This window comes from Kitasatospora purpeofusca, from assembly GCF_042691725.1.
GTDB lineage: Bacteria > Actinomycetota > Actinomycetes > Streptomycetales > Streptomycetaceae > Kitasatospora > Kitasatospora purpeofusca_B.
Genome location: NZ_CP170483.1, coordinates 5,534,259 through 5,551,372 on the forward strand (window position 1 = coordinate 5,534,259; position 17,114 = coordinate 5,551,372).

Here is a 17,114-nt window from a genome sequence, read left to right on the forward strand (position 1 = left end):
CCAGGAGGCACCTTTCGGAGGAACCGGTCAGACCCGCCCGATCCTGCCACGGCACCTAAGGTGGCCCCGTCAGGCCGTGGGTAGGGAGTGGCGGTCGAATGTGCCAGCCTTGATGGCCGCCAGGAGCGTGGCGAAGATGCCTGGCGGTACTTGGAGGACCGTCTCGGGCTGGTCAGACTCTCGTGCCTCGATCAGGTCTTCCAAGGTTCGTACCTCGATGCACTCGTTGGAAGCACCGCTGTAGCTGGACTTCTGCCACCGGGTTGTTGTCATCACTGCCTCCGTCGGTTGTAGCCGAGAGTGAGAGGTCCCGAGTGTCTGGAAGAGCCCGCTCTTGAGGCAGCCGTATCAAGGCTGATCCTGCTGTGGGTAGCGGCCCTCGCTCGATCGAGCGAGGGCCGCCGCCGCTTGGGGTCTGGATCAGAGGGCGTGGTGGTCAAATCCGCCTGTCTTGATGCATTGGAGGAGATTGGCGAATTTTGCCGAGCTGGTCTGGACGATGATCGTGCCGGTATCGGACTCGCGAATCTCTATACCCCCGTTTGCGTTCCGAATCTCCATGCAGTTGTTCCCGGCGCTGCTGTAGGAAGACTTCTGCCAGTCGGTGTAAGGCATTTCAGTCCTTCAAGTTCTGGGTGATCTGATGGATGAGGTCGCGGGATTCATCCTCTGTGAGTGCAGCCTTCTCGATGCGGGCAAAGACTGCGCGGTAGCTTTCCAGTTCGCTGGGGGCGTCGAAGAAGATGGGGCCCGTGGCGGAGTCCATCTCGACCGTGTCCAGTTCGGACACTTGGCCGGAGCTGTACACGATGCTCTCGAAGGGACCTGGGTAGGCGTGGGTGCTGAACGGGACCACTCGGATGCTCACGTTCTGCCGATGCGAGTCCTCGATCAGACACTCCAACTGCTGGCGAAGAACCTCCGCTCCACCGAAGCGGGTCAGTAGGCATGACTCGTGAAGGTAGGCTTCCAGGCGCTTGTTCGCATTGCGTAGGAAGAAGTTCCGGCGCTGCGTTCGGAAGGCGGCGCGGAGGTCGATCTCGTTCACGGTCAGAGCGGGGATGTTCTGGCTGAAGATCCCCTTCGCGTAGTCCCCCGTCTGCAACAACCCCGGGAGGAACGGCGCCGACCAGGACCTCATGGTTCCCGCAGCGAAGTCCTCGTGCTCGGCAGATTCGAGGAAGGTGCTCGGGAGGAGACCCCGATACTCCTCCCACCAGCCCTTCGAACGATCCTGTGTCATGTTGCTCAGAGTGCCGATGAGTGGGTCGTTGAGGCACTTGCAGGCGGAGGCGATCGCGCGGATCCTCTGGCGGCTGACGCCGGCCTTGCCACTCTCCATCTGGCTGATCTGGCTCGCATCGATGTCGAGGATCCGCGCAAGGTGTGGGCCGCTTATGGCGGCGGCCTCTCGGATCTTCCGTAGCTCGGAGCCGAGTCGGCGTTGTCTCAGATTCGGGTGGCGACGTGGCGGCATGGTTCCGTCCTTGCGTGATGTAGGCCAAGTGTGTCGCGGGGGCGGCAACTTGGTCCACCGACCGTCTCGCTTCCCCCACTCGCGAGTGATGTTTCCGCATCTAGGTCTCACATGTGGGACTCTTGCGGTAGCGTCACTCTCCGTCGGCATCGGATGATCCGTCAGTAACGCCTTGCTTCACGGGCGGTAGGTACCTGCTGCCCGGGCGCCGAAGAGCAACCACACGTGACACCTGCCAGTCCCGTCCTGGCTTACGGCAGGTCCCCACCCTCACCACCCCACGCCCGGAGGTCTCCCATGCGTGCCTTCACCCCGCCCGACTGCACCACCGCCCGCGACGAGCTGCGCTCCGCCCTCCTCGCCTCCAACTGGCAGCCGGACGCCATCGCCGACGCCGAGCTCGCCCTTCACGAACTCTTCGTCAACGCCTGGAAGCACGCCGGCTCCCAGGCGCCCCGCGTCATCGTCGTCCTCCACCCCCGCACCCTCCGCGTCCTGGTCGGCGACGACAGTCCCACCCTCCCTGAACCCCCCACCACCACCGACCTGTACGCGCTCTCCGGGCGCGGACTCCACCTCGTCCGCGCCCTCACCCACCGCTTCGGCGCCACCCCCACCAAGACCGGCAAGATCACCTGGTTCGAGCTGGACGCCGCCGCGTGAACCGGCCTGTCCGCCCCCACGACACGTACCTGCGCACCTACACCGAGCCCGAGGTCACCGCCCTCCTCCGTGAACTCCACGAGCGCGGCAAGCCCTTCGGCATCCAGTGGGGCTCCGCCCACGTCAACGGCGCCACCATCGACGGCCGCCTCCTCATCGCCTTCGGCGACACCTCCCTCGCCACCCTCCTCAACCTCCTCGAACTCCTCCGCGAAGCGAGCCGACGGTGAACACCCTCTACATCGGCGCCATCGCCGTCCTCCTCGCCCTCGCCATCGCCACCGTCATCACCGGCGTCATCACCACCCTCAAGATCAGCCCGCCCCCGCCGCCCATCACCCGCCACGGACGCTGGGAACTCCGCACCCTCCCCGACGGCACCCCCGAATACACCTGGATCGCCCGCCAGGCCGGCCACTTCAGCCCCGAAACCAACCCCCACAACCGCCACCGCGCACCTCGATGACACCCACCCCGGAGCAGGAAGTCGGCCCCACCGACTTCCCACTCCACACCCAACAGACGGGAGCCGTGTTCCGGCGGCCACTTGCACCGAACAAGGGTCCGCCCGACAGACCCGCACAGCTTCCACCCCGCACCCGGGAGTGGGAAGTCGACGAGACCGACTTCCCACTCCACGCCCCCTCGACCACGGTGGCGCGGGTCCTAAAAGGCATCGAACAGCAGAACCCCCCGTTGCTAGGGTGGCCGAATGGCATCTGTCAGGCAGTTCCAGGTCACCTTCGACTGCGCGGAACCCACGCGCCTCGCCCGTTTCTGGTGCGAGGTCCTGGGGTACGTCGTACCGTCCCCGCCGAAGGGGTTCGCCACGTGGGACGACTTCGACCGCCTGCACACACCCGAGGACCAGCCTCAGTACTTCCCGTGCAGTGACCCCACGGGTGCGGGCCCGCGGCTGCTCTTCCAGCTCGTTCCCGAGGGCAAGGCCGTCAAGAACCGGGTGCACCTCTGCGTGCGGGCCGGCACCGGGCTCGTGGGCGAGGAGCGCCTGGCCACGCTGGAGGCCGAACGCGACCGGCTGGTCGCGCTCGGCGCGGTCTGCGAGCGGGTCATGGTCGCCGACGGGGAGTACGAGTCGTGCATCGTGATGCGGGACATCGAGGGCAACGAGTTCTGCCTCGACTGACGGCCGGCGGCGGACGATCTCACCCGGACGGGTGAGCGTCGCGCCGCCCCCGGCGCGCCCGCCCGCACACCCAACCGCCGCGCGGTACCCCTTCGATGCACGCGCCTGCGCATCGAAACGGATCCTCATGAACCTCCGCCGTCTGGCCCCGGCCGCCCTGGTCCTCGCCCTCGCCTGCCCCGTCCTCCCCGCCGCGCCCGCCTGGTCGGCCCCGGCGACCCGCGCGGTCGTCCAACCTCCGCTCCCCGTCCGGGACTTCCCTCCCCAGGTCGAGCGCGCCTGCCACAGCTGGCTCGGCCTCGGCTGGCCCGTCAACCCCCGGCCGGTCGACTTCCGCCTCCCCGGCCCGCAGTACATCCGCGGCAGCAACCCGTACGGCAACCGCAGCGGTGACCTCCCGTCCGGCGGCGCCTACCACGAGTACGACGTCAACCCCCGGCCGACGTCGGCCACGCACCGCGACGCCGAGCGCCTGGTCCGCGACGGGGCCACCGACCGCACCTGGTACACCTCCGACCACTACGCCAACTTCCGCGAAATCTCCGATGGCTGCTGACGCTCCCCTCGACCCGGCCCGGTGGGACCTCCTGCCGGGCCGGCCCTGGGCCGGCTTCGCCACCGGCACCCACCAACTCCGCCTCGTTCGCGGCGACCACTGCCGCACCAAGGCCGCGCTCTTCGCCGAGTGGTCCGAATCCCTCGCCTTCCCGGGCTACTTCGGCCACAACTGGGACGCCTTCGAGGAGTGCCTCCACGACGTCCTCCACCCGCCCGGCGCCGGGGCCACCACCCGCCTCCTGATCATCATCGCCGCCGCCGACGGCCTTCTCGCCGACGAGCGGCCCGACCAACTCGCCGTCCTCCTGGCCATCCTGGACGCGGCCGCCGCCACCACCCCCGCCGCCGGCTCCCCCCTGCGCGTCCTCTTCGCCACCACCCCACCGCGCGCCGCCCTCACCGAACTCCGCCTCCGCTCCGCCGGCCGCGCCGTCTGACCGCGCCGTCCGACCGCGCCGGCGGCCGCTCTACCGCCCGGCTCCGGATCCGGCCCGGGCCAGCGCGGCGCGGACCAGCGGGACATCCACGACGGGGACGGCGAGTTCCCAGGGGCGATCGGCGGCCCGAAGGGACAGCAAACGAAACATCCGCCGGTCGATCGCCCGGCTGCCCGGCCCGGTGACCGGCCCGACCCCGTGGACGTGGAACGGCGCGACCAGGGCGACCCCCTCACCGGCCCGGCCGAACACCCGGAACGGCCGCCACACCACGGGTGGGGCCGCGACGGGGTCCAGCACCAGCGAGCCCTGCCGGAAGCGTTCGCCGTCACGGAGGAAGGCGGTGACCTCGCGGGCCTCTCCCGCGTGCAGAGCCCTCACGTCCGCCTCGGCGCGCCCCCCGGCGGATCCCGTGAACTGCGCGGCGAGGCGGCCCGGATGGCGCAGCAGGTCCGTGAAGGTCTGCGTCCCGGCGGCCCGTCGTACCCGTCCCATGTCCACCCCCGGCATCGCGCGACACGGTGTCGCGTGTCCGCACAGGGTAGCGACGTGGACGAACGGGACCGGCCCTCCGGTCGGCCGCTACCCCCGCACCTCCCCGTAGGCGCGCAGGAACACCTCCGCCGCGGCGTCCGCGACGGCGTCCGGGTCGGCGTCGGGCCGGTACTCCAGCGGGCCGGTGAGCAGGGCGAGGAAGTGCTCGGCGGCGAGCTCCGGTTCGCACGGGCGCAGCCGTCCGGCCAGCGCCAGCCGGGCCAGCCGGTCGGCGAGGGCGGACCGGATCCGCAGCGCCGTCCGCCCCCGCACGCTCGCCGGCAGGTCGGGGAACCGCGCCGCCTCGGCGCTCGCCAACCGCTGGACGGCGCGCGCGTCCTCGTCGTGGCACACCCGCAGCAGGCCTGTGCCCACGGCCCGCAGCCGCTCCAGCGGGTCGGCGTCCGGCGTGGCCTCGCGCAACCCTTCCACGACCGCGAGGCATAGGGCACCGATCCGGTCGGCGGCCGACTCGACGGCCTCGCGGTACAGGCTCTCCTTGTCGGCCAGGTGGTTGTAGACGGTCGGCTTGGCGACGCCCGCCTCCTGCGCGATCTCCTGGACGCACGTCTGCGCGTAGCCGCGCCGAGCGAACACGGCGAACGCGCCGTCCAGGATCGCCTGCCGCCGCTCGTCACGCCCACGAGCCTGACGCCCGCCGCTGGTTGACACTTCTGAACCCATGGGTTCAGTCTAGAGCTGAACCAGTCAGAACAGATTTCTGAACCAGTTGGTTCATTCAAGTCGAAGGGGTGGGACCGGCGTGATCGTTCACATGCTGCGCTTCGCGTTCAAGGAGAGCGCGACCGACGAGGACCGCGAGCACGTGCTCGCCGTGATGCGGCGCACGGCCTCCGTCGAGTCCGTCGCGTTCTCGACGGTCGGCCAGGACCTCGGCGGCCCCGACGGCTTCACCCACGCCTACTGCGTGGGCATCCCCGACCTGCCGGCCCTGCGGCGCTACATGCACGATCCGGTCCACCTGGCCGGCGACCCGCAGATCATGCCCCACCTCGCCAGGATCGCCATCGGCCCGGACCTGTCCGACGACATGACGCCCGCCCTGGCCGGGCAGATCCTCGCCCTGCACGAGGAGAAGACGGCCCTGTACCCGGAGTGGGCCGCCGAACTCGCCCCCCTGCTGGCGGCGTAGCAGCCGGGTCCCGCGCCACGGTCGGCGCCTACGCCACGGCCGGCGCCTAGGAGGCGACCTCCAGGAAGGCCAGCACCGCCAGCACCCGTCGGTGGTCCTCCTCCGAGGGCGGCAGGTCGAGCTTGAGGAAGATGTTGGCGGTGTGCTTCTTCACCGCCCGCTCGGTGATCACCATGCGCTCGGCGATCGCGGCGTTGGAGCGCCCCTCCGCCATCAGCTGCAGCACCTCGCGCTCGCGCGGCGTCAGCCGGTCCAGCGGCTTCCTGCGTTCGGTGTTGCCGACCAGCAGGGCGATCACCTGCGGGTCGAGCGCGGTGCCGCCCGCCGCCACCCGGTGGACCGTCTCCACGAACTGGTCGGGATCGAACACCCGGTCCTTCAGCAGGTAGCCGATCGCGCCGCTGCCGTCGGCGAGCAACTCCTTGGCGTAGAGCTGCTCGACGTACTGGGAGAGCACCAGCACCGGCAGCCCGGGTATCCGCCGCCGCGCCTCCAGCGCCGCCCGCAGGCCCTCGTCGGTGAAGGTCGGCGGCAGCCGCACGTCGACCACGGCCACGTCCGGACGCTCGGTGAGGAGGGCCTGCAGCAGGTCCGGTCCGGTGTCCACGGCGGCCACGACCTCGAAGTCGTACGCCTCCAGCATCCGGACCAGACCGTCCCTCAGGAGGAAGAGGTCCTCGGCGAGTACAACGCGCACGGCAGCTCCATGGTCAGCGTCGTGGGGCCGCCGTGCGGGCTGCGGACGGCCAGGAGTCCGTCGAAGGTAGCAAGCCGGCGTTCGAGGCCGCGCAGTCCGGTGCCGCGCGAGGGGTCGGCGCCGCCCGTCCCGTCGTCGGTGACCTGGGCCTTCAGCAGGCCGTCCGCGTACCAGAGCTGGACGTCGACGCGGACGGCTCCGGAGTGCTTGGCGGCGTTGGCCAGCGCCTCCGAGACGCCGAAGTAGACGGCGGACTCGACCGATGCCTCGGGGCGGCCCGGCAGCTCGGCGGAGACGGTCACGTCCAGCGGGCTGTTCATGCCCAACGCCCTTACCGCGTCGGCGAGTCCGCGGTCCGCCAGGACCGGCGGGTGGATGCCGCGGACCAGGTCGCGCAGTTCGTCGAGGGCCGTCGCGGAGGCCTGGCGGGTCTCGGCCAGCAGCTGCTTCGCGGCCTGCGGGTCGCGCTCGACCAGCCGCTCGGCGACGCCCAGGTTCATGCCCATGGCCACCAGCCGGGCCTGCGCGCCGTCGTGCAGGTCCCGCTCGATCCGGCGCAGTTCGGCGGCCTGGGCGTTCAGCGCGTCGCGCCGGGTCTCGGTGAGGTGGGCGACCCTGCGCCGGGCGGCCAGTGCCTCCGCGCGGGCGGTGGGGCCGAGCAGCGCCTTGGCCAGCGCGGTGTGGGCACGCAGCGCGGCGGGGGCGATCGCCAGGCCGGCCGGGACGACCGGCAGCCCGAGCAGGGCGGCGGTCCGGGCGCTGCCGGCGTCCGTCACGTGCACCCACAGGAACTCGTTGTTGCCGCCGTGGGCGGCGAGCGTCTCCCAGATCCAGGGCGACAGCAGGCCGAGGACGCCGTAGGCGGTCACGAGCAGCGGGAACAGCAGCACGGTGAAGCCGACGACCGGGTCGACGAACAGCCAGAGCAGGTCCCGCCAGGTGGCCGGGTCGGTCAGGATCGTCTGACAGCGCGACCAGACGCCGCGGAAACCCGGTTCGGCCTCGGGCCGCGGCAGGTAGGGGTCGCGGATCTCGGTGCCGGACCAGCGGGCGGCCAGGGCGCGCCGCAGGCCGGCCAGCCGCCGGACCGCCAGGGTGATCGGCAGCACCAGCAGGATGCCCACGCCGAGGCCCATCAGGCCGCCGGCGAAGGACGCCGCGATGAGCAGCACCATCTGCGGCACCACGAACGCGGCCAGCGCCGCACTGTGGGCGGTGGCCCGTACAGCCCGGCCCAGGTGGCGCAGCAGGCCCCGTCCCCTGCCCCGCGCCCCGCTCCCCGTACCGGCGTTGTTGTCACTCATGACCGTTCCTCCCCCTCGTCCTGCTCTTCCGCCGCCAAGCCTGCCGCACCACCCCGCCAAGATCACTGGGCCTCGGGCCACTCCTGCGGGGTACCTGGGTACACCATCCACCCGGCGCCCCCAGGACGGCCGAGGGCCTCGCACCGTGCGGTGCGAGGCCCTTCGTCTCCCCGGTCCCCTCGGTGCGGTCAGTCGGCGGCGGCCTCCACCCGCTTCTGCTGGCGCAGCGAGATCCGGTTGCCGTCGGGGTCGGTCGCCTCGATGCGGATGCCGAACGCGTACTCCTCCGGCTCGGAGGCGTCGAACGCGACCCCGCGGTCGCGCCAGGTCTCGAAGTCCTTCAGCAGGTCGTCGGATTCCAGGATGATCGGGCCGGGTGCGGCCACCTCCTCGCGTCCCGCCGGCTGGCCCGTGGCGGCGGCGTGCGACCAGAGGATGATCTCGAACGGGTGACCCGGGGCGCCGACGGTCAGGAAGCGGCCGTCGGGGCCGGGGTAGTCGATGCGCTTCTCCAGTCCCAGCTGCTCGGTGTAGAACCGCAGCGCGCGGTCCTGGTCGGTGACGTAGACCGTGACGTACATGACCCTGGTGAGCACGGTGTTGCCCTTTCCTCGGTGGTTCGGCGCTGTGTCGCTCCGCTGCCTCCCTGACGGATCCCGGCCGCCGCGTGTGACAGCCGCGGAGCAGGAAGTCGGCCCGTCCGACTTCCTGCTCCACGCGCGTGTCGCCGGGCCCGCCGTTGCGGTGCTCCGGCCATCGCCTCACTACCTTGAGCCGCACCGGCGGGTCCGCAACGGGGCGGCCCCGCACCGGCCGAGAGGGAGCAGACGCATGAAGCGACGCACCGCCACCGTTCTGGGGGCCTGGCTGGCGGCGGCCGCCCTGGCCGTCGCGGTCCCGAACACCGCGTACGCGGCCCACGGGGTGCTGGTCATCGACGGCGCCGCGTACCCGGAGCCGAGCGGGTGCCTCCCGCTGGGCGACTTCGTCCGCCCGGTGGTGGCCAACCTGACCGACTCGGGCGTCCAGGTCTGGACCGGGTCGGGCTGTACGGGCCAGATCGAGCACGTCATCGCCCCCGGCGAGGTCTACGCGCCGATCGCCGGCCGGAGCGTCTACGTCCCCTGACGCCCGATCTTTTCGACAACTTTAGTTACCAACCTCGCGAGCGGTAACTATAGTTGTCGCATGCCCACTCCTGAGATCACCCCCGACGAGCAGTCCGCCCTCGCCACCGCGCTCCTCGACGCCCTCAACCCGCTCGCCACAGCCGTCCGCGCCCGGGCGACGGGTCGGCCCGAACACCGCATGTGGGACGCCGACCCGGCCGAGGCGGCGCTCACCGTGCTCGCCACCTGGAAGCTGGTGGACACCGAGGTCAAGCGGCTGACCGGGATCGCGGCCGGCACCGCCGGCAGCTACGGCGCGAACTACGAGCAACTGGGCGCCGCCTGGGGGATCACCCGCCAGGGCGCCCGCAAGAAGTGGCCCGACGCCGTCCCCCGCCCCTCGAGCGCCCCGGCCCCCGTCACCCTCGAACTCTTCGACGGCGAGGCCGAACTGACCCAGGACCCGGACACCGGCCACTGGGCCTGGACCGCCCAGGCCGCCGACGGCTCCCGCGGCACCCCCGCCCCCGACGCCGCCCCGTGCACGAGCCGCGAGGAGGCGGCCGCCTACGCCGGCGCCTACCTCCGCGAATTCGCGCGCCCTTGAGCAGGCCTGCTGCCGCGGTCGGCGGCAGCAGGCCCGCGGGGCTACAGCCGCAGCGGTGCCGGGGCCGCCGGATCGCCGACCAGCGCCGCCAGGGACTCCACGGCGTTCCTCAAACTCCCGGCGCCCCTCACAGCGTCCCCCCCGTCTCCGTGACGGTCCACGGGACGTCCCACATCGAGAGATCCCCCGCCTGCTCGCCGACGGGGTCGCCGAGGGCGTTCGCCCCCGCGGACAGCTCGGCGTACAGCGTGTCCCAGTTCTCGTACACGTCGGCCCCCCCGACCCCCTGCTGGTTCTGCGGCCGCGCCCCCCGAGTCGGCCGCCCGAACTCCTGCATACGTTTTCCCTTCCGTGACAAGGCCGGTGGTCTTTCGTAGACGGACGACGACCACCGGCCCGCGAGGCTCCTCTCTGGCGCCCCGACCCGGACCCGCGGGCCGGCCTCCCGGCCGGCCCGCGGACCCTAGACGCGGACCCAGTCAGTCGGCTTCCCGGCGCGGCAGCGGGACCGGCGCCGACCGGGCCCGCTCGTTCGCCCGCCTCAGCTCGCGGGAGACGGTGGACGGAGAGATCCCGAGGGTCTCGGCGATCTCCGTCCCCTTCCAGAGCCAGATGTGGTGGAGTTCCCAGATCCTGGCCTGCCGCTGGTCGCCGATGGCCTTCTGGACGATCCGCAGCAGTTCCTCGAACTCCAGGCGCTCGCCCGGGTGGCCGTTGCCGGGCTCCCCGGCCGTCGCGGGCCGGCTCCCCTCGGGGATCTCCGCGACCGGCTCCTCCCGGCGGACGGCGGCCGACCGCCAGTGGTCGATGGCCATCCGGCGCGCCACGGTGGTGGCGTAGGCGATCACCGGCCGGTGGAACACCGTCCCCTTGCGGACCTCGTTGATCACGACCATGCAGGCCCTGGCCGCGATGTTCTCGGCCGTCTGCTCGTCGTGCGTCATCTCGCGGAGACTGGTCACCAGGCGCGGCAGGAGGTCGCGGACGAGCACCTCGAGATGCGCCTCGCTCATCGGCGCCGACGGGGACGAGCCATGAGCGCCCGCCCCTTCCGACTTCGCCATGGGCGTCCTTCCGTTGGACTTCGCGGGGGTGGTCCGACGCCATCCCTCGCTCCTTCGACGATGCGGAACTCCCTTTTGTTGCACGGGCATCGCCCCGCCCGGCCCCGGCGTGGAGCGGTGCAGCGCGACCGCCCCGGTCTCGTCGAGAAGGCATGAAGCTCTCCATGGTTCCCCCCGACGCGCCGCACACCCTCTTCCTCGGCGAGGATCCGGCCGGCTGGCGCACCGCGCTGGTGGCGGCGCTGCTGGCGGCCGTCGTGCTCGAAGTCGCCACCGCCGTGTTCCGCACGGCCCTGCTGCGCGTGCCCGGCGTCCTGCTCACGCTGCTCGTCGGCCCGCAACTGGCCCGGCCCGCCCGGCTTTGCCTGTTGCCGCAGTGGCGGGCAGAGCTGTCGCGGCGACTGGCCGCCGGCCCGCGCCGGTGGCGCCGTTACGCCGCCGCGCTCCGGTTCGTCCTGGCGCTCTCCTGGGGCGGCGCCCGGCGCCGGGCCGCCCTCCTCGGCCTGCCGAGGACCTAGGGTCCGTCAGGTTCCGAGCCCGGTCCCCGGACCCGGTGGGCGTAGGTCCGGGGACCGATGGCCGCAGGGGGCGGGTCCGCTTGGATGGGGGTGTGGACGAATCCTCGAAGAACCCCGAAGGCCTCACCGCGGACCAGGTGGCGGCGTACCTCGACCGGATCGGGGCCGAGCGGCCCGGGCGGGCGGGTGCCGCCGAGCTGGCGCGGTTGCAGGAGGCGCACCTGGACGCCGTCCCGTTCGAGAACCTGAGCATCCACCTCGGCGAGCCCGTGGTGCTCGAACCGGCCGCGCTGCTGGAGAAGATCGTCGACCGGCGGCGCGGCGGGTTCTGCTACGAACTCAACGGCGCCTTCGCCGCGTTGCTGCGCGCGCTCGGCTACCGCGTGGACCTGCTCGCCGCCCGGGTCTTCGACGGCGCGCGGCCCGGGCCGCCGTTCGACCACCTCGCGCTGCGGGTGACGGCGGACGGCACCGCGTGGCTGGCCGACGTGGGCTTCGGACGGTTCGCCCGCCGGCCGCTGCTCCTCGACGAGCGCGGTGAACAGCGGGACCCGGCGGGCACGTTCACCGTCCGCCCGGGCGGGGACGGCGACCTCGACGTCGGCCTCGACGGCGAGCCGCAGTACCGGCTGGAGCGTCGCCCGCACGAGTTGGCCGACTTCGTGCCGACCTGCTGGTGGCAGACCACGTCCCCCGACTCGCACTTCACCCGCTCGACCACCTGCTCCCGCCCCACCCCGGACGGCGGCCGGATCACCCTCACCAGCACCCGCGCCACCGGCGGCACCCGCCTCCTGCGCACCGCCCCCGACGGCACCCGCACCGAGGAACCGCTCGCCGCCGACGCCGCCCTCGCCGCCTACCGCACCCACTTCGGCATCGTCCTGGACCGGCTTCCGACCGCCTCCTGAGGCGGCCGGGTCGGGGCGGGGTGGCTCGGCGCGGCGAAGGGTCTGCGGCCGCCCTACAGCAGGCCGAGGTGGTCCAGGCCCAGGTAGGCCGGGCCCACGTCGGAGAGCCGGCCGCGGCGCAGCACGGTGGACCGGAACTCCGCCAGGTCCATCAGCACCACCTCGATGAACTCGTTGCGGTCGCGCGCGAGCCGGGCGGTGGGGGTGCAGTCGGTGGCGACGCAGGCGTAGCGCACGCCGTTGGAGTAGGCGTCGTGCCAGGTGGCGGTGACGAGTTCGACCTCGCCCCGGTAGCCGGTCTCCTCGGCGAGTTCGCGGGCGGCGGCGTGCTCGGGCGACTCGCCCGCGTCGACCACGCCGCCCGGCAGCTCGTACAGCACGGTCTGCGGGCCGGGCCGGAACTGGCGGGTCAGCACGATGCGCCGGTCCGGCGTCAGGGCGACCACGGCCGCGGCCGCGTACTCGTTGGCGAGGTGGTAGACCTCCTCACGGCCGTCGGGCAGCTCGAAGGTGACCCGGTCGGCGCCGCGTCCGTACGCGCTGTGGATCGGCTCCCGGTGGAGCTCCCGCCAGTGTGCGTCGCCCATCGGCGCAGGCTCCTTCCGTGCGGCGCGTTTGCGGCGCGCGCCGGTGGTCGGGGGCGCGTGCGGCATCGCGTGCAGGCGCAGCATAGCCGCGCGCCCCCCGCCCCGGGGGGATTCGCCGGAATCACGCGCCGCGACCGACCGTGCACCGTATGCTGCGCGAGGCGCGGCCGGCCCGCCACCGGCGGTGGCCGTGAACCGTTCAACTCCGTTTTCCGGCAAGGTGGTTCACCATGAAGCAGAAGAGTCGGCGCAAGGACGACGGTGAGGTGACCTTCGAGCAGGTGACCGTCCTGTCCTTCGAGCCGCAGGGTGACCTCCGGGTCGACAGGGACGGCCGGGTCCTGTTGCTGAGCGAGCCCGCCAGTCTGACCCGCATCCCGGTCCGGATCCTCCGCGAGGGCATGACGATCAAGCGCGTCGCGGGCTACTGGGTCACCTGGGCCGAGTGGTTCGGCCCGGACGACATCCGCAACCACGCGCGCTGGGTCCCCGACGAGGAGTACGTCCGGCCGGACGAGGGCGGCCTCGACGGGCGGCTGGAGGTCACGGTGTCTGCGTACTGGGCGGTGGAGATCGAGCCGCGCCGGGCGCGGCTGCGGACCAGCGAGGCCGTGGTGACCTTCCCGCCGGGGGAGGGGCTGTGCGAACTCGTCCTGGAGCGCCCCCAGTCGCAGCACCCGGCCACCCTCGTCGTCCATCTGACGCGCGCCTGCTGGGCGGACGGGCGCGGCGGGCAGGTGATCCACCACGGCTTCGCGGGGGAGCGGGAGGGCATCGCGGGGGAGGGCGACGGCTGGCGGGGCGAGCCCGTCCACCGGTACGCGGAGTGCGCGACCGGCCATCTCCCGGGCGTGGTCGTCCGCTGAGCCCCGGTCGACCGGTTCGGCGTCAACGTCTGCGAACCGGGTGACGACGGCCTCATCCGCGAGGCCGGGGCGTACTTCGACAGCGCCGTCTTCCGCGCCCGACTCGCCGACGCCTGAGCGCTCGGCCGCTCAGCCGGGCGCCCGCACCCCCGCCGCCGGACCCGCCGGCGCCGCCGCGCCCACCCCCGCACCGCCGCCCGCCGGCCACCCCGCCCGCAGGCCCACCCTGCGGGCGGGGGCGCCGGCCCAGATCTCGCCCGGCCCGGTCGAGCGGGTCAGCACGGCGTTCGCGCCCACGACGGTCCCCGCGCCGACGGTCAGCACGCCCTCCTTGCAGACCACCTTGGCCCCCGCGCACAGCACCGCGCCGTCCTCCACCACCACCCGCCGCATCGCGCTCTCCTCCTGCGCCACCCACGGGTCGGCCCGCCCGACGGTCACGCCGTTGTACAGCGTCACCCCGGCGCCGAGCGTCGTGTACGGGTGCAGCACGGTGCCGAAGCCCCGGTGGAACACGATGAGCCCCGGCCCGATCTCGGCGGCGGCCGGCACCTCCATCCCGTAGAACGCGAGCGCCTCCTGGACCAGGCGGCCCAGGAGGCGGTGGCGGCGACGGTAGATCAGCGCGGTGACGAGTGACATCCGCCCATTGTGTCGGCGCCGTCACGGCGAGTCACGCATCCGCAGGGGTGGCGCATCGCGCCCCGGGCGGCTACTTCACGTCCGGCTACTTCACGTCCGGCACGGCGGTGTCGTTGCGGAAGGCGTCGAAGACCTGCTTGGCCTTCGCGGTGTCCCACTTCACCGCCGACTCCCCGGTGTTGGTCTTGAAGTCCGGGTTGGCGATCGGCACGGTGATGCTCTTGCCGCTGCCGCCGTTGACGTCCTTCATGGCGAGGAACAGCGAGCCCAGGTCGGTCAGCCCGGCGTCGTCGTCGACGATCAGCGTGCCGAGGCCGGAGGAGACCAGCGGGTAGAACGTGAACGGGTTGAGCACGGTGGCCGGCGAGGCCGCCTGCTTGGCCAGCGCGCCGAGGAACTTCTGCTGGTTGCGCATCCGGCCGAGGTCCTGGTCGGCCATCTGGTGGCGCTGGCGGACGAAGGCCAGCGCCTGGGTGCCGTCGAGGCTCTGGCAGCCGGCCTTGAGGTCGAGCCCGGAGTCCTTGTCCTTGACGTCCTGGTCGATGCACATGTCCACGCCGCCGACCGAGTCGACGATGCCCACGAAGCCGGCGAAGCCGATCTCGGCGTAGTGGTCGATGCGGATGCCGGTGTTCGTCTCGACGGTCTGCGCGAGCAGCTTGCCGCCGCCCGCCGCGAACGCCGAATTGATCTTCGCGCTGGTCTGCTTGACGGGCTTGCCGTTCTCGCCGGCGTGCTCGGGGATCGGCACCCAGGAGTCGCGCGGGATGCTCATCAGGGTGTTCCCGTTGTCCCCGACGTGCAGGATCATCATCGAGTCGCTGCGCTTGCCGCCCGCGTGGCCGGTGTGCAGGTCCTCCTCCTGGGAGTCGGAGAGGCCGTTGCGGCTGTCGGAGCCGACGATCAGCCAGTTGGTGCCCTTGCCCGCGGCCGGCCGGCCGGGGTAGTCGGAGAGCACGTTCTCGTGGTTGAGCTTGGAGTCCGCCCAGAACCAGGTGGAGACGGTGGTGACCATCAAGGCGATCAGCACACCGAAGACCGACCACTTCACGATCCGGCGCCGTGGCCAGCGCGAGGGGCGGGCGGCGGCGGGCGTCTGCGGCCCGCCGGGGGGTATCGGCCCGCCGGGCGCACCCGGACCGCCCGGAGCGCCGGGTCCGCCCGGAGCGCCGGAGCCCTGCGCCGGCACCCCCGATCGGGCCGGCTGCCCGGGCTGCCCCGGTTGCCCGTACCCCTGGCCGGGGCCGTAGCCCTGCGCGGGCCCGTACCCGGGCGCCTGCGGCTGCCGCGCCTGCTGCCCCGGCTGCGGCTGTCGGGCCTGCTGCCCCGGCTGCGCCGGGGGCTGCCCCTGCGGCTGAGCCTGTGGCCGGGGCTGCCGGGGCGCCGGAGCGCTCGGCCCGCGCGGGTTCAGCGAGGCGGGCAGCGGCGGCTCGGCACCGCCGCCGTTCCCGTACGCGCCGCCACCGCCACCGTTGCCGCCGCCGTACGGGTTCCCGCCGCCGCCCGGGCGGCCCTCCTGCCACGTGTTCATGTGGGAGAGGATGCCCGACGCCGGGACCCGTGACTCCCCCCGGGGCCCCCACCAGGGCCCTTGTAGCAGTTTTGATGCACGCACCGGATCGTTCCGCGGCAAGGTGCCGGCGGGCGTGTGTCCCGCGTCCCCGTCTCACCATCCGTCTCACCTGGTGTTCGCCAGGCGAAACGATCCTTGACCGTCCGGAACGGTGCGTGTTTGCATGACTGCCATGGATCAGCGATGGACTCTCACGCGTCGGCGGCACGTCGACCTTCTGCGTGTGTCCTGTTCGCTCTGTTGTGGCTGACGCGCACCCGTCGAACCCCACCACCGTCCTTCTCCCCCCTTCTCGACGCTGCCCGCGCAGCGCGCTCACCGCTGCCCGTCGGTAGGCCGTCCCGGCCCCGTCGGTCGCCGCCCGGCCGGCCCGCCCGTGCCCGGTGAGTGCCCCGTGCTGCCGAAGCGCCGCCCCGCTTCCTCCCCGAGGTGAACCCATGGCCACCATCCTGTCCGTCTCCGGCTCCCCGTCCCCGACCTCCCGCACCACCCGCCTGCTGCGCCTCGTCGACGCACGGCTCGAGGAGCGCGGCCACCGCGTCGTCCCCTTCGAGGTGCGCAGCCTGCCCGCGCAGGCGCTGCTCTCCGCCGACCTGTCGCACCCCGAGCTGGCCGCCGCCCTGGAGCTCTTCGCCGAGGCCGACGGCGTGGTGATCGGCACCCCGGTCTACAAGGCCGCGTACTCGGGCCTGCTCAAGGCGCTGCTGGACGTGCTGCCGCAGTACGCGCTGCGCGACAAGGCCGTCCTGCCGCTCGCCACCGGCGGCTCCACCGCGCACGTGCTGGCGGTGGACTACGCGCTGCGGCCGGTGCTCAGCTCGATGGGGGCCGACCACATCACCCAGGGCTGGTTCGTGCTGGACCGTCACATCACCGTCCGGGAGGACGGCACGACCGTGATCGAGCGCGAGACCGACGTGCTGCTGCGGCCGGTCGTGGAGGCGTTCGCGGCCGCCCTGGAGCGCCGGGCCGCCCCGGTCCTGGCCGGCTGACGCCCCGGCCCCGACGCCCCGGCCCCGGCGTCCTGCCGTCCGCCCGGCGCCCCGCGCGCCCGGACTGTTCGGACCCGTCGGACCGGTCGGAGCCGTCGGATCCGTCGAAGCACCCGGGCCCCGCCCGGCGAACCCGAGGTTCGCCGGGCGGGGCCTCCTTACGGGCGGACCCTGACCGGGCCCGGGCCGACCCCTAGGGGGAGGGGTCTGCCACCCCGTACAACTCCGGTTGGGCCGCTTCCTCCCGTCGGATGACGAGGGGGCCGGGCCCGACT

27 protein-coding genes are annotated in these 17,114 nt (G+C 72.6%); 14 read left to right on the top strand and 13 right to left on the bottom strand.

Annotated elements, in window-relative coordinates; all coding sequences use genetic code 11:
* Window positions 1-69: 69 nt before the first annotated feature.
* The 3 genes from ACFCLZ_RS23850 to ACFCLZ_RS23860 all read right to left on the bottom strand — a co-directional run bounded on the left by ACFCLZ_RS23850 (window position 70) and on the right by ACFCLZ_RS23860 (window position 1,477).
* Window positions 70-273 carry a DUF397 domain-containing protein gene (locus ACFCLZ_RS23850; RefSeq protein ID WP_380279073.1) on the bottom strand — a complete coding sequence of 68 codons (204 nt, stop codon included), beginning with the start codon at window positions 271-273 and terminating at the stop codon, window positions 70-72.
* A gap of 147 nt (window positions 274-420) precedes the next feature.
* Complete coding sequence (locus ACFCLZ_RS23855; protein WP_380279075.1) at window positions 421-615, bottom strand: DUF397 domain-containing protein; 195 nt, start codon at window positions 613-615, stop codon at window positions 421-423.
* 1 nt (window position 616) lies between these two features.
* Entirely contained in the window at window positions 617-1,477 is an 861-nt protein-coding gene (locus ACFCLZ_RS23860; protein WP_380279077.1) for a helix-turn-helix domain-containing protein, read from the bottom strand.
* A gap of 297 nt (window positions 1,478-1,774) precedes the next feature.
* Between ACFCLZ_RS23860 and ACFCLZ_RS23865 the strand changes: the two genes are divergently transcribed.
* From ACFCLZ_RS23865 to ACFCLZ_RS23890, 6 genes are all read left to right on the top strand, one after another.
* A complete protein-coding gene (locus ACFCLZ_RS23865) occupies window positions 1,775-2,140 on the top strand; it encodes an ATP-binding protein (RefSeq protein ID WP_380279079.1) in 366 nt (121 codons plus the stop codon).
* A complete protein-coding gene (locus ACFCLZ_RS23870) occupies window positions 2,137-2,370 on the top strand; it encodes a hypothetical protein (RefSeq protein WP_380279081.1) in 234 nt (77 codons plus the stop codon). The genes ACFCLZ_RS23865 and ACFCLZ_RS23870 overlap by 4 nt, the downstream gene beginning before the upstream one ends.
* Window positions 2,367-2,606 carry a hypothetical protein gene (locus ACFCLZ_RS23875; protein ID WP_380279083.1) on the top strand — a complete coding sequence of 80 codons (240 nt, stop codon included), beginning with the start codon at window positions 2,367-2,369 and terminating at the stop codon, window positions 2,604-2,606. Before ACFCLZ_RS23870 ends, ACFCLZ_RS23875 begins: the two co-directional genes overlap by 4 nt.
* A 246-nt stretch (window positions 2,607-2,852) precedes the next feature.
* Entirely contained in the window at window positions 2,853-3,287 is a 435-nt protein-coding gene (locus ACFCLZ_RS23880) for a VOC family protein (protein ID WP_380279085.1), read from the top strand.
* A 127-nt stretch (window positions 3,288-3,414) separates the two neighbouring features.
* Window positions 3,415-3,843, top strand: a complete 429-nt coding sequence (locus ACFCLZ_RS23885; protein WP_380279087.1) for a ribonuclease domain-containing protein — start codon at window positions 3,415-3,417, stop codon at window positions 3,841-3,843.
* On the top strand, window positions 3,833-4,282 hold the full coding sequence (locus ACFCLZ_RS23890) for a barstar family protein (protein ID WP_380279089.1): 450 nt from the start codon (window positions 3,833-3,835) through the stop codon (window positions 4,280-4,282). The genes ACFCLZ_RS23885 and ACFCLZ_RS23890 overlap by 11 nt, the downstream gene beginning before the upstream one ends.
* Before the next feature lie 30 nt (window positions 4,283-4,312).
* Here ACFCLZ_RS23890 and ACFCLZ_RS23895 read toward each other — a convergent pair whose 3' ends face one another.
* Both ACFCLZ_RS23895 and ACFCLZ_RS23900 read right to left on the bottom strand, forming a co-directional pair.
* A complete protein-coding gene (locus ACFCLZ_RS23895; RefSeq protein WP_380279091.1) occupies window positions 4,313-4,777 on the bottom strand; it encodes a hypothetical protein in 465 nt (154 codons plus the stop codon).
* A gap of 87 nt (window positions 4,778-4,864) precedes the next feature.
* Window positions 4,865-5,500, bottom strand: coding sequence for a TetR/AcrR family transcriptional regulator (locus tag ACFCLZ_RS23900; RefSeq protein ID WP_380279093.1), 636 nt, complete (start codon window positions 5,498-5,500; stop codon window positions 4,865-4,867).
* A 79-nt stretch (window positions 5,501-5,579) separates the two neighbouring features.
* On the opposite strand from ACFCLZ_RS23900, the gene ACFCLZ_RS23905 reads away from it, so the two are divergent.
* On the top strand, window positions 5,580-5,969 hold the full coding sequence (locus ACFCLZ_RS23905; RefSeq protein ID WP_380279094.1) for a Dabb family protein: 390 nt from the start codon (window positions 5,580-5,582) through the stop codon (window positions 5,967-5,969).
* 46 nt (window positions 5,970-6,015) lie between these two features.
* Here the strand turns inward: ACFCLZ_RS23905 and ACFCLZ_RS23910 are convergent, their stop codons facing one another.
* From ACFCLZ_RS23910 to ACFCLZ_RS23920, 3 genes are all read right to left on the bottom strand, one after another.
* On the bottom strand, window positions 6,016-6,666 hold the full coding sequence (locus ACFCLZ_RS23910) for a LuxR C-terminal-related transcriptional regulator (protein ID WP_380279096.1): 651 nt from the start codon (window positions 6,664-6,666) through the stop codon (window positions 6,016-6,018).
* Window positions 6,630-7,970 carry a sensor histidine kinase gene (locus ACFCLZ_RS23915; protein ID WP_380279098.1) on the bottom strand — a complete coding sequence of 447 codons (1,341 nt, stop codon included), beginning with the start codon at window positions 7,968-7,970 and terminating at the stop codon, window positions 6,630-6,632. Before ACFCLZ_RS23915 ends, ACFCLZ_RS23910 begins: the two co-directional genes overlap by 37 nt.
* 188 nt (window positions 7,971-8,158) lie before the next feature.
* Entirely contained in the window at window positions 8,159-8,566 is a 408-nt protein-coding gene (locus tag ACFCLZ_RS23920) for a VOC family protein (RefSeq protein ID WP_380279100.1), read from the bottom strand.
* 235 nt (window positions 8,567-8,801) lie between these two features.
* Here ACFCLZ_RS23920 and ACFCLZ_RS23925 point away from each other — a divergent pair, with 235 nt between their 5' ends.
* A complete protein-coding gene (locus tag ACFCLZ_RS23925; protein WP_380279102.1) occupies window positions 8,802-9,098 on the top strand; it encodes a hypothetical protein in 297 nt (98 codons plus the stop codon).
* Window positions 9,099-9,158: 60 nt separating this feature from the next.
* Window positions 9,159-9,686: a hypothetical protein gene (locus tag ACFCLZ_RS23930; RefSeq protein ID WP_380279104.1), complete on the top strand. Its 528-nt coding sequence runs from the start codon at window positions 9,159-9,161 to the stop codon at window positions 9,684-9,686.
* A 127-nt stretch (window positions 9,687-9,813) separates the two neighbouring features.
* On the opposite strand, the gene ACFCLZ_RS23935 is transcribed toward ACFCLZ_RS23930, so the two are convergent.
* Together ACFCLZ_RS23935 and ACFCLZ_RS23940 are read right to left on the bottom strand one after the other, a co-directional pair.
* Window positions 9,814-9,954 (bottom strand): hypothetical protein, encoded by a 141-nt coding sequence (locus ACFCLZ_RS23935; RefSeq protein ID WP_380279106.1) that lies wholly within the window; start codon window positions 9,952-9,954, stop codon window positions 9,814-9,816.
* Window positions 9,955-10,165: 211 nt separating this feature from the next.
* The gene (locus ACFCLZ_RS23940; RefSeq protein WP_380279107.1) at window positions 10,166-10,699 is read right to left on the bottom strand and encodes an RNA polymerase sigma factor; all 534 of its coding nucleotides are present in this window, start codon (window positions 10,697-10,699) and stop codon (window positions 10,166-10,168) included.
* A 203-nt stretch (window positions 10,700-10,902) separates the two neighbouring features.
* On the opposite strand from ACFCLZ_RS23940, the gene ACFCLZ_RS23945 reads away from it, so the two are divergent.
* Together ACFCLZ_RS23945 and ACFCLZ_RS23950 are read left to right on the top strand one after the other, a co-directional pair.
* Window positions 10,903-11,268, top strand: a complete 366-nt coding sequence (locus ACFCLZ_RS23945) for a hypothetical protein (RefSeq protein ID WP_380279109.1) — start codon at window positions 10,903-10,905, stop codon at window positions 11,266-11,268.
* Between the two features lie 92 nt (window positions 11,269-11,360).
* The gene (locus ACFCLZ_RS23950) at window positions 11,361-12,179 is read left to right on the top strand and encodes an arylamine N-acetyltransferase (protein WP_380279111.1); all 819 of its coding nucleotides are present in this window, start codon (window positions 11,361-11,363) and stop codon (window positions 12,177-12,179) included.
* Window positions 12,180-12,232: 53 nt separating this feature from the next.
* On the opposite strand, the gene ACFCLZ_RS23955 is transcribed toward ACFCLZ_RS23950, so the two are convergent.
* Window positions 12,233-12,766, bottom strand: coding sequence for an NUDIX hydrolase (locus ACFCLZ_RS23955; RefSeq protein WP_380279113.1), 534 nt, complete (start codon window positions 12,764-12,766; stop codon window positions 12,233-12,235).
* A gap of 230 nt (window positions 12,767-12,996) precedes the next feature.
* Between ACFCLZ_RS23955 and ACFCLZ_RS23960 the strand changes: the two genes are divergently transcribed.
* A complete protein-coding gene (locus tag ACFCLZ_RS23960; RefSeq protein ID WP_380279115.1) occupies window positions 12,997-13,632 on the top strand; it encodes a hypothetical protein in 636 nt (211 codons plus the stop codon).
* Between the two features lie 129 nt (window positions 13,633-13,761).
* On the opposite strand, the gene ACFCLZ_RS23965 is transcribed toward ACFCLZ_RS23960, so the two are convergent.
* Both ACFCLZ_RS23965 and ACFCLZ_RS23970 read right to left on the bottom strand, forming a co-directional pair.
* Complete coding sequence (locus ACFCLZ_RS23965) at window positions 13,762-14,274, bottom strand: hypothetical protein (RefSeq protein WP_380279117.1); 513 nt, start codon at window positions 14,272-14,274, stop codon at window positions 13,762-13,764.
* Between the two features lie 85 nt (window positions 14,275-14,359).
* Window positions 14,360-15,805: an LCP family protein gene (locus ACFCLZ_RS23970; RefSeq protein ID WP_380279118.1), complete on the bottom strand. Its 1,446-nt coding sequence runs from the start codon at window positions 15,803-15,805 to the stop codon at window positions 14,360-14,362.
* Window positions 15,806-16,019: 214 nt separating this feature from the next.
* Between ACFCLZ_RS23970 and ACFCLZ_RS23975 the strand changes: the two genes are divergently transcribed.
* Window positions 16,020-16,097 (top strand): putative leader peptide, encoded by a 78-nt coding sequence (locus ACFCLZ_RS23975; protein WP_376098469.1) that lies wholly within the window; start codon window positions 16,020-16,022, stop codon window positions 16,095-16,097.
* Window positions 16,098-16,284: 187 nt separating this feature from the next.
* A complete protein-coding gene (gene ssuE, locus ACFCLZ_RS23980) occupies window positions 16,285-16,839 on the top strand; it encodes an NADPH-dependent FMN reductase (protein WP_380279120.1) in 555 nt (184 codons plus the stop codon).
* Window positions 16,840-17,114: the final 275 nt, after the last annotated feature.

Excerpts from the sequence above, each read along its gene's own strand:
- ACFCLZ_RS23865 (WP_380279079.1), top strand. The coding sequence starts at position 1,775 with ATGCGTGCCTTCACCCCGCCCGACTGCACCACCGCCCGCGACGAGCTG.
- ACFCLZ_RS23855 (WP_380279075.1), bottom strand. The coding sequence starts at position 615 with ATGCCTTACACCGACTGGCAGAAGTCTTCCTACAGCAGCGCCGGGAAC.
- ACFCLZ_RS23895 (WP_380279091.1), bottom strand. The coding sequence starts at position 4,777 with ATGGGACGGGTACGACGGGCCGCCGGGACGCAGACCTTCACGGACCTG.
- ACFCLZ_RS23960 (WP_380279115.1), top strand. The coding sequence starts at position 12,997 with ATGAAGCAGAAGAGTCGGCGCAAGGACGACGGTGAGGTGACCTTCGAG.
- ACFCLZ_RS23900 (WP_380279093.1), bottom strand. The coding sequence starts at position 5,500 with ATGGGTTCAGAAGTGTCAACCAGCGGCGGGCGTCAGGCTCGTGGGCGT.
- ACFCLZ_RS23965 (WP_380279117.1), bottom strand. The coding sequence starts at position 14,274 with ATGTCACTCGTCACCGCGCTGATCTACCGTCGCCGCCACCGCCTCCTG.
- ACFCLZ_RS23945 (WP_380279109.1), top strand. The coding sequence starts at position 10,903 with ATGAAGCTCTCCATGGTTCCCCCCGACGCGCCGCACACCCTCTTCCTC.
- ACFCLZ_RS23850 (WP_380279073.1), bottom strand. The coding sequence starts at position 273 with ATGACAACAACCCGGTGGCAGAAGTCCAGCTACAGCGGTGCTTCCAAC.
- ACFCLZ_RS23970 (WP_380279118.1), bottom strand. The coding sequence starts at position 15,805 with ATGAACACGTGGCAGGAGGGCCGCCCGGGCGGCGGCGGGAACCCGTAC.
- ACFCLZ_RS23930 (WP_380279104.1), top strand. The coding sequence starts at position 9,159 with ATGCCCACTCCTGAGATCACCCCCGACGAGCAGTCCGCCCTCGCCACC.
- ACFCLZ_RS23975 (WP_376098469.1), top strand. The coding sequence starts at position 16,020 with ATGGATCAGCGATGGACTCTCACGCGTCGGCGGCACGTCGACCTTCTG.
- ACFCLZ_RS23890 (WP_380279089.1), top strand. The coding sequence starts at position 3,833 with ATGGCTGCTGACGCTCCCCTCGACCCGGCCCGGTGGGACCTCCTGCCG.
- ACFCLZ_RS23955 (WP_380279113.1), bottom strand. The coding sequence starts at position 12,766 with ATGGGCGACGCACACTGGCGGGAGCTCCACCGGGAGCCGATCCACAGC.
- ACFCLZ_RS23915 (WP_380279098.1), bottom strand. The coding sequence starts at position 7,970 with ATGAGTGACAACAACGCCGGTACGGGGAGCGGGGCGCGGGGCAGGGGA.
- ssuE (WP_380279120.1), top strand. The coding sequence starts at position 16,285 with ATGGCCACCATCCTGTCCGTCTCCGGCTCCCCGTCCCCGACCTCCCGC.
- ACFCLZ_RS23940 (WP_380279107.1), bottom strand. The coding sequence starts at position 10,699 with ATGAGCGAGGCGCATCTCGAGGTGCTCGTCCGCGACCTCCTGCCGCGC.
- ACFCLZ_RS23885 (WP_380279087.1), top strand. The coding sequence starts at position 3,415 with ATGAACCTCCGCCGTCTGGCCCCGGCCGCCCTGGTCCTCGCCCTCGCC.
- ACFCLZ_RS23880 (WP_380279085.1), top strand. The coding sequence starts at position 2,853 with ATGGCATCTGTCAGGCAGTTCCAGGTCACCTTCGACTGCGCGGAACCC.
- ACFCLZ_RS23925 (WP_380279102.1), top strand. The coding sequence starts at position 8,802 with ATGAAGCGACGCACCGCCACCGTTCTGGGGGCCTGGCTGGCGGCGGCC.
- ACFCLZ_RS23860 (WP_380279077.1), bottom strand. The coding sequence starts at position 1,477 with ATGCCGCCACGTCGCCACCCGAATCTGAGACAACGCCGACTCGGCTCC.